The organism is Pantoea agglomerans (assembly GCF_020149765.1).
GTDB classification, from domain to species: Bacteria; Pseudomonadota; Gammaproteobacteria; order Enterobacterales; family Enterobacteriaceae; genus Pantoea; species Pantoea alvi.
Genome location: NZ_CP083809.1, coordinates 1,799,015 through 1,814,439, shown reverse-complemented (window position 1 = coordinate 1,814,439; position 15,425 = coordinate 1,799,015). Strand labels below are relative to the sequence as shown.

13 protein-coding genes and 1 pseudogene are annotated in these 15,425 nt (G+C 60.4%); 10 read left to right on the top strand and 4 right to left on the bottom strand.

Features of this window, described 5'->3' with window-relative positions; translation table 11 throughout:
- Nucleotides 1–259 precede the first annotated feature (259 nt).
- Nucleotides 260–508 carry a YciN family protein gene (locus LB453_RS11250; RefSeq protein ID WP_103795969.1) on the top strand — a complete coding sequence of 83 codons (249 nt, stop codon included), beginning with the start codon at nucleotides 260–262 and terminating at the stop codon, nucleotides 506–508.
- Nucleotides 509–670: 162 nt separating this feature from the next.
- On the opposite strand, the gene sohB is transcribed toward LB453_RS11250, so the two are convergent.
- Nucleotides 671–1,720, bottom strand: a complete 1,050-nt coding sequence (gene sohB / locus LB453_RS11245; protein WP_224481734.1) for a protease SohB — start codon at nucleotides 1,718–1,720, stop codon at nucleotides 671–673.
- Between the two features lie 174 nt (nucleotides 1,721–1,894).
- Here sohB and LB453_RS11240 point away from each other — a divergent pair, with 174 nt between their 5' ends.
- Nucleotides 1,895–2,656 (top strand): YciK family oxidoreductase, encoded by a 762-nt coding sequence (locus tag LB453_RS11240; RefSeq protein WP_103795971.1) that lies wholly within the window; start codon nucleotides 1,895–1,897, stop codon nucleotides 2,654–2,656.
- Nucleotides 2,656–3,246 carry a cob(I)yrinic acid a,c-diamide adenosyltransferase gene (gene cobO / locus LB453_RS11235; RefSeq protein WP_103795972.1) on the top strand — a complete coding sequence of 197 codons (591 nt, stop codon included), beginning with the start codon at nucleotides 2,656–2,658 and terminating at the stop codon, nucleotides 3,244–3,246. The genes LB453_RS11240 and cobO overlap by 1 nt, the downstream gene beginning before the upstream one ends.
- Nucleotides 3,247–3,280: 34 nt before the next feature.
- Here the strand turns inward: cobO and rluB are convergent, their stop codons facing one another.
- Complete coding sequence (gene rluB, locus LB453_RS11230) at nucleotides 3,281–4,165, bottom strand: 23S rRNA pseudouridine(2605) synthase RluB (RefSeq protein ID WP_103796183.1); 885 nt, start codon at nucleotides 4,163–4,165, stop codon at nucleotides 3,281–3,283.
- A 226-nt stretch (nucleotides 4,166–4,391) separates the two neighbouring features.
- Between rluB and LB453_RS11225 the strand changes: the two genes are divergently transcribed.
- Both LB453_RS11225 and LB453_RS11220 read left to right on the top strand, forming a co-directional pair.
- Nucleotides 4,392–5,741 carry an MFS transporter gene (locus tag LB453_RS11225; protein WP_103795973.1) on the top strand — a complete coding sequence of 450 codons (1,350 nt, stop codon included), beginning with the start codon at nucleotides 4,392–4,394 and terminating at the stop codon, nucleotides 5,739–5,741.
- 632 nt (nucleotides 5,742–6,373) lie between these two features.
- Entirely contained in the window at nucleotides 6,374–7,021 is a 648-nt protein-coding gene (locus LB453_RS11220) for a serine protease (protein ID WP_199187320.1), read from the top strand.
- Between the two features lie 12 nt (nucleotides 7,022–7,033).
- Here the strand turns inward: LB453_RS11220 and LB453_RS11215 are convergent, their stop codons facing one another.
- Together LB453_RS11215 and rnm are read right to left on the bottom strand one after the other, a co-directional pair.
- A complete protein-coding gene (locus LB453_RS11215) occupies nucleotides 7,034–7,654 on the bottom strand; it encodes an L-threonylcarbamoyladenylate synthase (RefSeq protein ID WP_103795975.1) in 621 nt (206 codons plus the stop codon).
- Between the two features lie 13 nt (nucleotides 7,655–7,667).
- Nucleotides 7,668–8,552, bottom strand: a complete 885-nt coding sequence (gene rnm / locus LB453_RS11210; RefSeq protein WP_103795976.1) for an RNase RNM — start codon at nucleotides 8,550–8,552, stop codon at nucleotides 7,668–7,670.
- 280 nt (nucleotides 8,553–8,832) lie between these two features.
- Here rnm and LB453_RS11205 point away from each other — a divergent pair, with 280 nt between their 5' ends.
- The 5 genes and pseudogenes from LB453_RS11205 to trpA all read left to right on the top strand — a co-directional run bounded on the left by LB453_RS11205 (nucleotide 8,833) and on the right by trpA (nucleotide 15,393).
- A complete protein-coding gene (locus LB453_RS11205; RefSeq protein ID WP_103795977.1) occupies nucleotides 8,833–10,395 on the top strand; it encodes an anthranilate synthase component 1 in 1,563 nt (520 codons plus the stop codon).
- Nucleotides 10,395–11,989, top strand: a pseudogene (gene trpD / locus LB453_RS11200) (bifunctional anthranilate synthase glutamate amidotransferase component TrpG/anthranilate phosphoribosyltransferase TrpD). The gene LB453_RS11205 and the pseudogene trpD overlap by 1 nt, the downstream one beginning before the upstream one ends.
- Nucleotides 11,990–11,991: 2 nt before the next feature.
- Entirely contained in the window at nucleotides 11,992–13,353 is a 1,362-nt protein-coding gene (gene trpCF, locus LB453_RS11195; protein WP_103795980.1) for a bifunctional indole-3-glycerol-phosphate synthase TrpC/phosphoribosylanthranilate isomerase TrpF, read from the top strand.
- A 43-nt stretch (nucleotides 13,354–13,396) separates the two neighbouring features.
- Nucleotides 13,397–14,587 (top strand): tryptophan synthase subunit beta, encoded by a 1,191-nt coding sequence (trpB, locus tag LB453_RS11190; protein ID WP_103795981.1) that lies wholly within the window; start codon nucleotides 13,397–13,399, stop codon nucleotides 14,585–14,587.
- Complete coding sequence (gene trpA, locus LB453_RS11185) at nucleotides 14,587–15,393, top strand: tryptophan synthase subunit alpha (RefSeq protein WP_103795982.1); 807 nt, start codon at nucleotides 14,587–14,589, stop codon at nucleotides 15,391–15,393. Before trpB ends, trpA begins: the two co-directional genes overlap by 1 nt.
- The last annotated feature ends 32 nt before the right edge of the window (nucleotides 15,394–15,425 follow it).

Below are 15,425 nucleotides of genomic sequence, written 5' to 3'. Positions count from 1 at the left end.
AATCTCGGGCCAGCTGGCATATGTTTATGCAAGGGTATGAATAAGAGCGACTTTTTCATCTGACACAATCACACATCCCGGTGTGATCTCCCTGAAATCTGAATCGCCCACACTCTACCTGATAAAATTCGTTACGCAACTTAATTAGCACTCAGTTGAATTTTGCGCCAGATTTTCAGACGTTTTGCTGATTTGCCGCGCAGCGCTTTCGGCACGTAATATAGAAAGGATTTTGAGCATGTCAAAAAGGCGATAATTAATGCAGAAAAATACCCAACCCATTTCACGCCAGGCGCTACTGGAAAAAGCCAATTCGCTTATCCGCGAACATGACGATTATTTTGCCGGGATGGAAGCTGACGAGGTGATTCAGCAGGGCGACGTGCTGGTGTTTCGCGGCCCCTTTTTTCTTGATGACGAAGGGCTGCCGACGGCGAAAACCACAGCGGTGTTTAACGTCTTTAAATACCTGGCGCTGACCCTCTCGTCGCGCTATCACCTGGCATAAAAAATCCGGCGTCAGCCGGGTTGGTTTAGCGGGAGGGGGCTGCGCGATGGCTGGCCCCGATGGCACAGCGGCCAACGCCGTCTCCCTGCGTGCGGGTCCCGCGCAGACTCTTGCGCGGGACGCCTGCCTGCGGGAGTCCGCTCGCGTCAGCCTGACAACCTGCTAAAGCAGCGGTTTCTCGCCGCGCTGCCACCACTTCATCAGCAGGCGTTCTGCCACCGAGCCGGCGCTGTGGGTCACGCGGTCGATCATCTTGCGGCGGCGCGCATAGTGAACGCCCAGCACATTAAAGAGATCCATCTGGCTAATGATCAGCTCGTCGCTGGTGATGATATCGTCGATAAGATTTAACGCGATCGCCTGTCGGCCATACCAGTGCTCGCCGGTCGCGACTTTGTCGATATCGAGTGACGGACGCATCTGGTGTACAAAGTCTTTAAACAGCAGATGGGTTTCATTAAGATCTTCCTGAAACTTTTCGCGGCCCTCGTCAGTATTTTCACCAAACAGCGTCAGGGTACGCTTGTACTGCCCGGCAGTATGCAGCTCGACGTCGATATCGTTGCGCTTGAGCAGACGATTGAAGTTAGGGATCTGCGCCACCACGCCGATAGAGCCGAGAATGGCGAAAGGCGCCGCTACGATGCGGTCAGCGACGCAGGCCATCATGTAGCCGCCGCTGGCGGCCACCTTGTCGACCGCCGCCGTCAGGCGCAGGCCGCGATCGCGCAGGCGCTGCAGCTGCGACGCCGCCAGGCCATAGCCATGAACTACGCCGCCCGGGCTCTCCAGCCGCAGCAGCACTTCGTCGCCCTTTTCCGCCACCGCCAGCACGGCGGAGACCTCTTCGCGCAGCGCGGCCACTTCGCCGGCATCCATGCTGCCCTTAAAGTCGAGCACGTAGAGCGTCGGCTTCTGGCTGGCGACAGCGCCCTGCTTCGCAGCGCGCTTCTCCGCTTTCACCTTCTGCTTTTCCGCTTTCTTATGCTGTTTCAACCACACTTTCTGCACCTGCGGCTTCATTTTAGCCAGCTGCAGATCGTCCTTCATTTGCTGATAGTCGTCGCCCAGGTGCGTCAGCCGCAGCTGACCGGCCGCCTGCCCGCGCTTGCGCAGCGCCGCGTTGACGATAATCGCCACAACGGCGGCGACGGCGACCACCACCGTTACCGCTTTAGCGAGAAATAATCCATAACTGGAGAGTAAATCCATTCTGCCGCCTTATTAAACAGAGAATTAGCACCGATCGGAGAGTTTACCGGGTTTAGCGCCGCGCGTCGCCTGAAATGCCAGCGGCCGGCACAGAAAGCGCCTGAGGATGATTGCGCCCTGCGGCGAATTGAGGCATAAAGCCAAAAACCCGTTTACGCGCTCAAGGACATCGCCGTGCACTATCAACCGAAAAGCGACCTGCTGCAAAACCGCATTATTCTCGTCACCGGCGCCTCAGACGGCATCGGCCGGGAAGCCGCCATTACCTATGCGCGCTACGGCGCGGAAGTCATTCTGCTGGGCCGCAATCTGCCGCGGCTGGAGCAAACGCAGCAGGCAATCGCCCAGCTGGGCCTGCGCCCGGCGCACTGCCTGGTGTTCGATCTGGCGCAGGCGACCCCGGCATCCTGTCAGCAGCTGGCCGATCGGCTGGCGCAGCAGTTCCCGCGCCTCGACGGCGTGCTGCACAACGCCGGCATATTAGGCGAGATCGTGCCGCTGGCCGAGCTGGATCCGCAGGTCTGGCAGCAGGTTATGAAAATCAACCTCGACGCCACCTTCTTTCTGACCCAGGCCCTGCTGCCGCTGCTGCTGAAGTCGAGCGCCGGCTCGCTGGTCTTCACCACCTCCAGCGTTGGCCGCACCGGCCGCGCGGGCTGGGGCGCCTATGCGGTATCGAAGTTCGCCACCGAAGGCATGATGCAGGTGCTGGCGGATGAGTATAAGAATCAGTCGCTGCGGGTAAACTGCATTAACCCAGGCGGCACGCGCACCAAAATGCGCGCCTCCGCCTTTCCGCAGGAAGATGCCGGCAAGCTGAAAACGCCAGCGGACTTAATGCCGCTCTACCTTTATGTTATGGGCGACGACAGCCGCCGCAAAAGCGGCATCAGCTTCGACGCGCAGCCCGGACGCAAGCCCGGAGCGGCAGAGTAATGCGCGACGATCGCCACCAGCAGCGGCAGCAGCGGCTGAAAGAGCAGGTTGATGCGCGCATCGCCGCCGCTACGGAAACGCGCGGTATCCTGATGGTCTTTACCGGCAACGGCAAAGGCAAAACCACCGCCGCTTTCGGCACCGCGCTGCGCGCCGTCGGGCACGGCAAAAAGGTGGGTGTGATTCAGTTTATCAAGGGCGAATGGCCCAACGGCGAGCGCAATCTGCTGTCGCAGCACGGCGTGGAGTTTCAGGTCATGTCCACCGGCTTTACCTGGGAGACGCAGAACCGCGCAACCGACACCGAGGCCTGTCTGGCGGTGTGGCAGCACGCCAGACGCATGCTGGCGGACGAGGCGCTGGATCTGGTCCTGCTGGACGAGATCACCTATATGGTGAGCATGGATTATCTGCCGCTGGACGAACTGGAGCGCGCGCTGGACGCGCGTCCGGCGCACCAGAGCGTTATCCTGACCGGACGTGGCTGCCATCGCGCGCTGACAGAGAGGGCGGACACCGTCACCGAAATGCGGCCGGTTAAGCACGCCTTTGACGCCGGGATACAGGCGCAGCAAGGCATCGACTGGTAGGTAAAAAAAACGCAGCCCGAGAGCTGCGTTTTTATTAGCCGCGTTTGCCGCCGCCGCCGTTGCTGCTGCGTCGACCGCTGCCGCTTACCTGCGTGTGGCGCTTAACCGCGCGACGGATCTGATTCGCCTTGGTGCGGCGACGATCTTTTTCCACCGCCAGCTTGGTGACCGTCTCGTCATCCATCCCCACCAGCGAGCGCAGATAGTTCACCGCCGTCAGATCCATCTCCATCCAGCCGCCGCGCGGCAAGCCTTTCGGCAGGGTGATATCGCCGTAGCGCACGCGCATCAGGCGGCTGACCTGCACGCCGACCGCTTCCCACAGGCGACGCACTTCGCGGTTGCGTCCTTCGGTCAGGGTAACGTTATACCACTGGTTGACCCCTTCGCCGCCGGCGAAGCGCAGCGTTTTAAAGGCTGCCGGACCATCCTCCAGCTGCACCCCTTTGCTCAGCTGACGGATTTTGTCGTCGTCAACCTGACCAAACACGCGCACGGCATATTCGCGCTCGACTTCGCGGCTTGGGTGCATCAGACGGTTCGCCAGCTCGCCGTCGGTAGTAAACAGCATCAGGCCGCAGGTATTGACGTCAAGACGCCCTACCGCAATCCAGCGCGAGCCGCGCAGGCGCGGCAGACGATCGAACACCGTTGGGCGCCCTTCCGGGTCGCTGCGGGTGCAGAGTTCGCCTTCAGGCTTATAGTAGGCCAGCACGCGGCACACTTCCGTCGCCGACTCGGCGATAGAGACCAGATGGCCGTCAATGCGGATTTTCAGGGATTTATCATTTTCAATGCGGTCGCCCAGGGTGGCGAGTTTGCCATCGATACTGACGCGACCGGCGGCGATTTTTGCTTCGATTTCACGACGGGAACCGTGGCCTGCACGTGCCAGGACTTTCTGTAACTTTTCGCTCATAGCGGCCTCACTGTCGCCTTCCCAGGCGTCATTTGGGTTAATTTTCTTTAAAATCAATAACTTAAGTTATGACATTCCGCCCATTATACCTGTAATTTACCGACTTGTAACCTGCTTAATCAGGATAGACGCCGCGCACCTTATTTAACAACTGTGATCCTCTTCGCAACAGAACGGCATGCAGACTTGTATGGTAGCCTCACTTCTGACTAACAGGCGACTTGATATGACCTCTCTCTCCAGCCAGTCTGCACGCGCTAGCGCCGCGCGCGCCGACAACAACAGCGTAATACGCCGGGTTGCCAGCGCATCCGCCATCGGCACCGCTGCGGAATATTATGACTTTTTCGCCTACGGCACCGCTGCGGTACTCTTCTTCGGCCACCTTTTCTTTCCCAGCGATAATCCGCTGGTCAGCACCCTGGCCGCCTTCGCCACCTACGCCGTCGGCTTTCTGGCGCGGCCGATCGGCGGAATTATCTTCGGCCATATCGGCGATAAGGTGGGCCGTAAAAAAGCGCTGGTGGTCACTATTTTGATCGTTGGCCTGGGCACCTTTTGCATCGGGCTACTGCCGACCTACGCCACCATCGGTATCTGGGCGCCGGTATCCTTGATCGTTATCCGCCTGCTGCAGGGCTTCGGCGTTGGCGGCGAGCAGGCGGGTGCGGTGCTGATGACGGCGGAGTATGCGCAGCCCGCGCGGCGCGGCTATTTTGCCAGCTGGGTGCAGATTGGCGCGCCGACCGGCTTTCTGCTGCCGCTGGCGCTGTTCGCAAGCCTGAATGCGCTGCTGACGGCGGATCAGATGATGAGCTGGGGCTGGCGCGTGCCTTTTCTGCTGAGCGCCCTGCTGGTGATCGTCGGCCTGTTTATTCGGCTGCGCATTGACGAGTCGCCGGTTTTCGCCGAGATCCGCGCCACCAAAGCGGCAGAATCGCGGCCGCTGAAAGAGGTGATGCAGACCTCGCCGGGCCTGGTGCTCAACGGCGTAGCGGCAAAGCTGATTGAAGCCTGCGCTTTCGCGCTGTTTACGGTGATTATCCTGGCCTGGGGCAAAGCGAATCAGCTCGACAGCTCTGTACTGATGGAGAGCATGATCGTGGCGGTGATTCTGGAAATCTTCGCCATTCCGCTTATGGGCGCGCTTTCCGATCGCATCGGTCGCAAACCGGTCTTTCTGCTGGGTGCGCTGCTGATCGTGCTGTCAATCGTGCCCTTTTTCCTCGCCCTGCAGCAAAACAGCTACTGGCTGACGCAGATCGCCATGATCGTGGCGCTGACCCTGGGCCACAGCATGTGCTACGCGCCGCAGGCGTCCTGGTTTCCCGAACTGTTTCCCACCCACATCCGCTGCAGCGGCATTGCCGTAATCTGGCAAATCGGCTCGTTAATCGGCAGCGGCATCCTTGGCCTGACTGCGGTAAAAATCCTGCAGGTCACGAACGGCCACTGGTATGGACTGGCGATCTATGTGGGGGTGCTGGGGCTGATTTCGCTGGCGGGGCTGGCGCGGCTGCCGGAGACCGCGCCGGGACGGCGTAATGCGGAATATCACAGCTGGCAGCGGCGTTGACCCGACCTTGTTAACCGCAACGGCCCTCTGCGCGCGGCAATGATTAATTTGCCGCGCGGCAGCGCGGTGAGCGGATTTTCGCCAACCTGCTGAAGCAAAAATGCTTTTAGCCGCCGCAGCCTCTGATTGCTGCCGCTAATATATGGCGTTAGCACGGGATCCATTAGAGATACGGGACAATTAAAAGAGCGTTAAGCTTTATCTCTCTTCCCGCAGCATTTTTTCATCTGGCATCCCCACCCCCGCCAGTGAATTGTTCTGACAATTTGCTAAACAACGCCTCGATGACAGCGTTGATTCACTTAACACCCGCCTTTAAAACCGCAGATTGATTTAAGGCCCTATTTATTCACATTTCTCTTTAAGATTAATCTTAATCGATTGTTTGACGATTATTTGCAGGTAAAATCAGAGCCAGAAACGCAAACAATCACTTTCGTATTATTAATCTTACAGTGTTGCTTCAGCGAAAGTTATTAACGAGATTTTAACTTACTCTTTGCGATTTCTTTAAAAAATAGACCGGCGCTACCGGAAATGCAGCGTTAATACGGCTCAATGATGAGTCTGAAATTGCATGTCAAAAGTCTTCACCAGGGATTTTCCGACATGCCAGCATGAAGATAATCACCATGAGAAAACTGTTCTTATGGCCGGCGTTTGCTGCGCTGGCTTTAAGCGGTTGCTCTGTGGGCCATACCGAATACAGCCGTACGGCAATGCAGCACGTGGACTTAAGTTTCACCGGCATTCCTACGGTTCTCGGCCTTGGCACGCTGGGCAGCAGCATTCCCATCACGCCTGAATATAGTCTGACGGCAGCACACGTGGCGAAATTTGCCGTGCAGCGCGTTAAGGCTTATCACCCCTATTGCGATCTGGCAATTATTTACCACAAAAACGACGCGACCACGCTGGCGAAATTCCGCAGCGGTGCCATCGGCGATCCGGTAAAAATGTACGGCTACAGTTTTATTTCCGCTATGCCGGTCGAGTCGTCAGGCAGTAATTTAGCGCGCACCGCTATTCGCAACAGCTGGAATAAAAAACCCTGTATGGCGATGGCGTCAAATGCCGGCGTAGTAAAAGGTATGTCGGGCGGCGCGGTCTATAACGCGGATAATACGCTGGGCGGCGTAATTGTGGGCTTTAGCGACGAAATAAAAAGCAGCAGCAGCGGCAGAGTGGTATTAAAAGATGTATCGCTTTATATCCCTTATTCCGACTTTAAAAACTGGCTGAAACAGAATATTGAACAGACGCCGCAGAGCGGCGCCTGAACAGCCAGGCTGCTACAGGAACGGGCGGGGATCGCCTGAGCCTTCGCGCATGATGGCGGGCGCATCGCTGGTAAGATCGACCACCGTTGTCGGCTGCTGGCCCAGCGTGCCGCCGTCGATAATTAAATCGACCAGCTTGCCGATGCTGTGCTGAATATCTTCCGGGTCCGATTCGGTAAAATCGTTGCCCGGCAGGATCAGCGAGGTCGACATCATCGGCTCGTTGAGTGCCTCCAGCAGCGCCAGCGCGATCGGGTTAGAGGGCACGCGTAGCCCGATGGTTTTGCGCTTATCGTTCATCAGACGACGCGGCACCACCTTGGTCGCCTTGAGGATAAAGGTGTAGCTGCCCGGCGTGTTGTTTTTCAGCAGGCGAAACGCGCTGTTATCCACCTGCGAATAGTTGGAGATTTCCGACAGATCGCGGCACATCAGCGTGAAGTTGTGATTGCCGTCCAGCTGACGAATGCGGCAGATGCGCTCCAGCGCGTTTTTCTCTTCCAGACGGCAGCCCAGCGCGTAGCCGGAATCGGTAGGATAGACAATCACGCCTCCCTTATTGAGGTAGTCGACCGCCTGCGAAACCAGGCGCGGCTGCGGATTGTCCGGGTGAATATGAAACAGTTGACTCATAACAAACCTCGTATCACCTGTCCGCGTCAGAGCCTGCGGGCGCCAGCGCCGGGAAACGTTCCCATACCGGCTCCACGCCGGCCGGCAGCCAGAGTTTGCGGCCCAGCTCAATCCACGGACAGGGTTGGTGAAAATCGGAACCCTGCGATCCAGCCAGATCGGCGTCGCGGGCGTACTGCGCCAGCTGCGTGCGCTCATTTGGCGCCTGCTGACACTGCGCCACTTCCATGGCGTCGCCGCCCGCTTCGCGGAAATGTGCGATTAGCCGCTTGAGCCATTTAGCCGACAGACCGTAGCGGCCAGGGTGCGCCAGCACCGCGCAGCCGCCAGAATGGTGAATGGCATCAATGGCTTGTTTAATTGTACACCATTGCGGCGGAACATAGCCGGTTTTGCCGCGCGCCAGATAGCTTTTGAAAACCTGCGCCACCGTGTCGGCTTTGCCCTGCTCAATTAAGAAGCGCGCGAAGTGGCCGCGCGTAATCACGCCGCCATCCGCCAGCCGCGCCGCACCCGCCAGCGCGTCGGGGATGCGCGCCTTCTCCAGCCGCTCGGCGATCTGCGCCGCACGCGCCTGACGGCAGCGCGCCTGCTCCGCCAGAAAGGCGATCATCGCCGGGTGGCTGATATCGATGTTCAGCCCGACGATATGAATCTCATGGTTTTCCCACAGCGTCGATGCCTCCACGCCCGCCAGCACCTTCAGCGGCAGCGCCTGCTCGCTGACGGCGCGCTGCGCTGCGGCAACCCCCGCCACGCTGTCGTGATCGGTAATCGCCAGCACGCCGACGCGCATGTCGACGGCGCGCTGCACCAGCGCCTCGGGCGTCAGTAGCCCGTCAGAGGCGCGGGTATGGCTATGTAAATCATAAAGAGGAAAACGGGCAATGTCGTTCAAATGGCACTCCTGCTGAACGTTGAAGCGGCCAGCATGATAACGATTTTATGCGCGGGTGAAAAAGCGTATTGACTTTTATGTCCTGAACCCGTTAACTAGTACACAAGTTCACAACTAAACGGGTCCTCTCTCATGACGACGATTTTTATGCTTTCTGCAGGCTGGTGGCGCGATGTTTCCCCTGACGGGCGACGTCCAGTCCCTCTTGCGTAAACTGATGCAGAGACCCGGAGCCCGCTTAAAGCGGGCTTTTTTTTAGGCGAATTTCAGAGAGAACATCATGCCAAATGCGAAACCTACAGTGAAGTTGATTACCGGGACCGCGCCTTATCGCGAAGATCCGGCCGCAGTATTTCACCAGTTATGCGGCGCACGTCCGGCAACGCTGCTGCTCGAGTCGGCGGATATCGACAGCAAACAGAATCTGAAGAGCCTGCTGATTGTCGACAGCGCTCTGCGGGTCAGCGCGCTGGGATCCTGCGTGACGGTGCAGGCCCTTTCCGAGAACGGCCGCGCGCTGCTGCCGCTGCTCGATGCGGCACTGCCCGACAGCGTTAAGATTGAACCGCGCCCGGATGGCCGCGAGCTGCACTTCCCGTCCGTCGAGGCGGTGCAGGATGAAGATTCGCGCCTGCAGGCGCTGTCGGTTTTTGACGCGCTGCGCCTTATTCCACAGCTGGTCAATGCGCCAGCGGATGCGCGCGAAGCGGTGCTGCTCGGCGGCCTGTTCGCTTATGACCTGGTGGCGGGCTTTGAAGCGCTGCCCGCGCTGGAGAATCAGCAGCGCTGCCCAGACTACTGTTTCTATCTGGCGGAGACGCTGCTGGTGCTGGATCACCAGACGCGCAGCGCCACGCTGCAGGCGAGCCTGTTCTGCCCTTCCACCAGCGAATTCCAGCGCCTGCAAAGCCGTATCGAGCAGCTGCACGGTCAGATGCTGCAGCCCGCGCCGGCGCTGCCGGTGCAGAAGGTTGAGCGCATGACGCTGAGCCTTAGCCAGAGCGACGAAGACTATTGCGACACCGTACGGCAAATGCAGGAAGCGATTCGCATCGGCGAAATTTTTCAGGTGGTGCCGTCGCGCCGCTTTTCGCTGCCCTGCCCGTCGCCGCTCGCCGCCTATGAGACGCTGAAAAACAGCAACCCCAGCCCCTATATGTTCTTTATGCAGGATCGCGACTTCGCCCTGTTCGGCGCCTCGCCGGAGAGTTCGCTGAAGTATGACGCCACCACGCGCCAGATCGAGATCTACCCGATCGCCGGCACGCGCCCACGCGGCCGACACGCCGACGGCTCGCTGGATCGCGATCTCGACAGCCGCATTGAGCTGGAGATGCGCACCGATCACAAAGAGCTGGCCGAACACCTGATGCTGGTGGACCTGGCGCGCAACGATCTGGCGCGCATCTGCGTGCCGGGCAGCCGCTACGTCGCCGATCTGACCAAGGTCGACCGCTACTCCTTCGTGATGCATCTGGTGTCGCGCGTGGTCGGCACGCTGCGCGAAGACCTCGACGTGCTGCACGCCTATCGCGCCTGTATGAATATGGGCACCCTGAGCGGCGCCCCGAAAGTGCGCGCCATGCAGCTGATCGCCGCGGCGGAAGGCACGCGCCGCGGCAGCTACGGCGGCGCGGTCGGCTACTTTACCGCCAGCGGCGACCTCGACACCTGCATCGTTATTCGTTCTGCCTGGGTGGAAGATGGCGTCGCCACGGTGCAGGCGGGTGCCGGCGTGGTGCTCGACTCTAATCCACAGGCCGAAGCGGACGAAAGCCGTAATAAAGCGCGCGCCGTGCTGCGCGCCATCGCGACCGCCCATCACTGCAAGGAGATTTTCTGATGGCCGATATCCTGCTGCTCGATAACATCGACTCCTTTACCTATAACCTCGTTGACCAGCTGCGAGCCTTCGGCCACAACGTGGTGATCTATCGCAACAACGTCCCGGCGTCGGTACTGACCGAACGGCTGCAGCGCATGGAGAATCCGGTGCTGATGCTGTCACCCGGTCCGGGCGCGCCGAAGGATGCTGGCTGCATGCCGGAGCTGCTGCAGACCCTGCGCGGTCGCCTGCCGATTATCGGCATCTGTCTCGGCCACCAGGCGATTGTCGAAGCCTACGGCGGCCATGTCGGCCAGGCGGGCGAGATCCTGCACGGCAAAGCCTCGGCCGTTAATCACGACGGCGAAGCGATGTTCGCCGGGCTGAGCAATCCGCTGCCGGTGGCGCGCTATCACTCGCTGGTGGGCAGCAATACGCCGGCGGAGCTGACGGTTAACGCCAGCTATAACGGCATGGTGATGGCGGTACGCCACGACGCCGATCGCGTCTGCGGCTTCCAGTTCCATCCGGAATCCATCCTGACCACTCAGGGCGCTCGTCTGCTGGAGCAGACGCTGGCCTGGGCGCTGGCGACATCACAGGGAGAATGATCATGCATGCCATCCTGGAAAAACTTTATCAGGCGCAGTCGCTGACTCAGGGCGAAAGCCATCAGCTGTTCAGCGCTATTATTACCGGCCAGCTGGAGCCCACCCAGCTCGCCGCCGCGCTCATCGCCATGAAGGTGCGCGGCGAATCGCCGCAGGAGATTGCCGGTGCGGCCAGCGCGCTGCTGGAAGATGCCCGGCCTTTTCCGCGGCCGAACTACGCCTTTGCCGATATCGTCGGCACCGGCGGGGACGGCAGCAACAGCATCAATATCTCATCCGCCAGCGCCTTTGTCGCTGCCACCTGCGGGCTGAAAGTGGCGAAGCACGGCAACCGCAGCGTCTCCAGCAAGTCGGGCTCCTCCGATCTGCTGGCGGCGTTCGGCATCAGCCTGGATATGCCCGCTGAGCAGGCGCGCGCGGCGCTGGACGATCTCAACGTCTGCTTCCTGTTCGCGCCGCAGTATCACACCGGCTTTCGCCACGCCATGCCGGTGCGCCAGCAGCTGAAAACCCGCACGCTGTTCAACGTGCTCGGCCCGCTGATCAATCCGGCGCGGCCGCCGCTGGCGGTGATTGGCGTCTACAGTCCCGAGCTGGTGCTGCCGATCGCCCAGACGCTGAAGGTGCTGGGCTACCAGCGCGCCGCGGTGGTACACGGCGGCGGCATGGACGAGGTGGCGCTGCACAGCGAAACCCACGTTGCCGAGCTGCGCGACGGCGAGATCACCCGCTATCAGCTCACACCGGAAGACTTTGGTTTCGGCTTCCATCCCAAGGAAGCGCTGGCGGGCGGCACGCCGGAAGAAAACCGTGACATTCTGACGCGTTTACTTCAGGGTAATGGCCAGCAGGCCCATGAGGAAGCGGTCGCCGTCAACGTGGCGATGTTATTAAAAGTGTTCGGCCATGAAGATTTGCGTGAAAACGCGCAGCGTGCGCTTCAGGCTATCCGCAGCGGACAGGCCTATGAACGCGTTGTCGCTCTGGCAGCAAGAGGATAACCATGCAAGGTACAATTTTAGAGAAGATTGTTCAGGACAAAGCGCAGTGGGTTGAAGCGCGCAAGGCACAGCAGCCGCTCGCCTCCTTTCAGAATGACGTGCAGCCCGCCTCTCGCAGCTTTTATCATGCGCTGCAGGGTGCCCGCACCGTGTTTATTCTGGAGTGCAAGAAAGCATCCCCTTCTAAAGGGCTGATCCGTGAAGATTTCGATCCGGCGGCTATTGCGGGTATCTATCGCCACTACGCCTCTGCCGTATCGGTGCTGACCGATGAGAAATATTTCCAGGGCAGCTTCGATTTTCTGCCGATCGTCAGCGCGGCGCTCACGCAGCCGGTGCTGTGTAAAGACTTTATTATCGACCCTTATCAGATCTATCTGGCGCGCCACTATCAGGCGGACGCAGTGCTGCTGATGCTCTCGGTGCTGAGTGATGACGAGTATCGCCAGCTGGCTGCCGTGGCGCACAGCCTGAAGATGGGCGTGCTGACCGAGGTCAGCAACGAAGCGGAGCTGGAGCGCGCCATTGCGCTGGAAGCGAAAGTTGTCGGCATCAATAACCGCGATCTGCGCGATATGTCGATCGATCTCAACCGCACGCGCCAGCTGGCGCCGCGCCTGTCGCACGGCGTCACGGTGATCAGCGAATCGGGCATTCATAACTATGCACAGGTGCGCGAGCTGAGCCACTTCGCTAACGGCTTTCTGATCGGCTCGGCGCTGATGGAAGAGCGCGATTTAGCGGGCGCGGTGCGCCGCGTGCTGCTGGGCGACAACAAAGTGTGCGGCCTGACGCGTGCGGAAGATGCGCGCGCTGCCTTTGAGGCTGGCGCGCTTCACGGCGGCCTGATCTTCGCCGAAGGATCGCCGCGCCGCATCGACGCAGCGCAGGCGCGGCAGGTGATAGCGGGCGCGCCGCTGCGCTACGTGGGCGTGTTCCGCAATGCCGCCATCAGTGACGTTGTCACGCTTGCCGACACCCTTCAGCTCAGCGCCGTTCAGCTGCACGGCGACGAAGATCGCGACTATGTGGCGCAGCTGCGCGCCGCACTTCCGGCCACCGTCGCCATCTGGAAAGCACTGAGCATTCAAAGCGCGCTGCCCGCGCGGGACTGGCCGCACGTCGACCGCTACGTTTTTGACAACGGCAACGGCGGCAGCGGCGAACGTTTTGACTGGTCGCTGCTGCAGGACCAGGAGTTAAGTAATGTGCTGCTTGCTGGCGGCCTGGGGGCGGATAACTGCGTCGAAGCGGCGCGCCTCGGCTGCGCGGGCCTCGACTTCAACTCCGGCGTAGAAAGCGCGCCCGGCATTAAAGATGCCAGCAAAATCGCGGCGGTTTTCCGCACGCTGCGCGCCTACTGATTTGTCAGGTCCGCTGCGGCGGGCCCAAAAGGAAGATATCACCATGACTTTACTGAACCCCTATTTTGGCGACTTTGGCGGCATGTATGTGCCGCAAATCCTGATGCCGGCGCTGCAGCAGCTGGAAGCGGCTTTTGTCGAGGCGCAGAAAGATCCGGCATTTCAGGCGGAATTCACCGACCTGCTGAAAAACTATGCGGGCCGCCCGACGGCGCTGACCCTCTGCAGCAACCTGACCAAAGGCACCAAAACGCGCCTCTACCTGAAGCGCGAAGATCTGCTGCACGGCGGCGCGCACAAAACCAACCAGGTGCTGGGCCAGGCGCTGCTGGCGAAACGCATGGGTAAAAACGAAATTATCGCCGAGACCGGCGCGGGACAGCACGGCGTCGCCTCGGCGCTGGCGTGTGCGCTGCTCGGTATGAAGTGCCGCATCTATATGGGCGCAAAAGATGTGGAGCGTCAGTCGCCCAACGTCTTCCGCATGCGTCTGATGGGCGCAGAGGTGATCCCGGTGCACAGCGGCTCCGCCACCCTGAAGGATGCCTGCAACGAGGCGCTGCGCGACTGGTCCGGCAGCTATGAAACCGCGCACTATATGCTCGGCACCGCCGCCGGTCCGCACCCCTTCCCGACCATCGTGCGGGAGTTCCAGCGTATGATCGGCGAAGAGACCAAAGCGCAGATTCTGGAGAAAGAGGGTCGCCTGCCGGATGCGGTTATCGCCTGCGTCGGCGGCGGCTCCAACGCCATTGGCATGTTCGCCGACTTTATCAATGATGAGAGCGTCGGCCTCATCGGCGTCGAACCGGCCGGACACGGCATTGAGTCCGGCGAGCACGGCGCGCCGCTCAAGCATGGCCGCGTCGGCATCTATTTCGGCATGAAGTCGCCGATGATGCAGACCGAAGAGGGTCAGATCGAAGAGTCCTACTCCATCTCCGCCGGGCTCGATTTCCCCTCTGTCGGCCCGCAGCATGCGCACCTTAACAGCATCGGCCGCGCCGACTATGTGTCGATTACCGACAATGAAGCGCTGGCCGCCTTTAAAGCACTCTGCCGCGCGGAAGGCATTATTCCGGCGCTGGAGTCTTCTCACGCCCTTGCCCATGCGCTGAAGATGATCCGCGAGAACCCGGAGAAAGAGCAGCTGCTGGTGGTTAACCTTTCGGGCCGCGGCGATAAAGACATCTTTACCGTTCACGATATTCTGACTGCGCAGGGAGAGATCTGATGGAGCGTTATCAACAGCTGTTTACGCGTTTACAGGCGAGTAAAGAAGGCGCCTTCGTGCCCTTCGTCACGCTGGGCGATCCCTCGCCCGCACTGTCGCTGCAGGTCATCGACGCGCTGGTGGCCGGCGGCGCCGACGCGCTGGAGCTGGGCATCCCCTTCTCCGATCCGCTGGCGGATGGCCCGACCATTCAGAACGCCACCCTGCGCGCCTTCGCGGCTGGCACCACCACCGCGCAGTGCTTCGAGCTGCTCAGCAGCGTGCGTCGCAAATATCCCGATCTGCCCATCGGCCTGCTGATGTACGCCAACCTGGTGTTCGCTAACGGCATCGACGCCTTCTATGCGCGCTGCGCTGAAGCGGGCGTGGACTCGGTGCTGGTGGCGGATGTGCCGGTGGAAGAGTCGGCGCCTTTCCGTCAGGCGGCGCTGCGCCACGGCATCGCGCCGATCTTTATCTGTCCGCCCAACGCCAGCGACGATCTGCTGCGTGAAGTCGCCTCCCACGGCCGCGGCTACACCTATCTGCTGTCGCGCGCAGGGGTGACCGGCGCGGAAAATCGCGCCAGCAGCCTGCCGCTGCAGCGCCTGATCGACAAACTGCGCGAGTATAACGCCGCGCCGCCGCTGCAGGGTTTCGGCATCTCTGAACCCGCGCAGGTGAAAGAGGCGCTCGACGCGGGCGCAGCGGGCGCGATCTCCGGCTCGGCTATCGTGAAGATTATTGAGCAGCACCATGCGCAGCCGGAAGAGATGCTGGCAAAACTGACCGCTTTCGTCAGCAGCCTGAAAGCCGCCACCCGCTGATCTTTTCATGCTCTCTCCGCTGAGGGAGCATG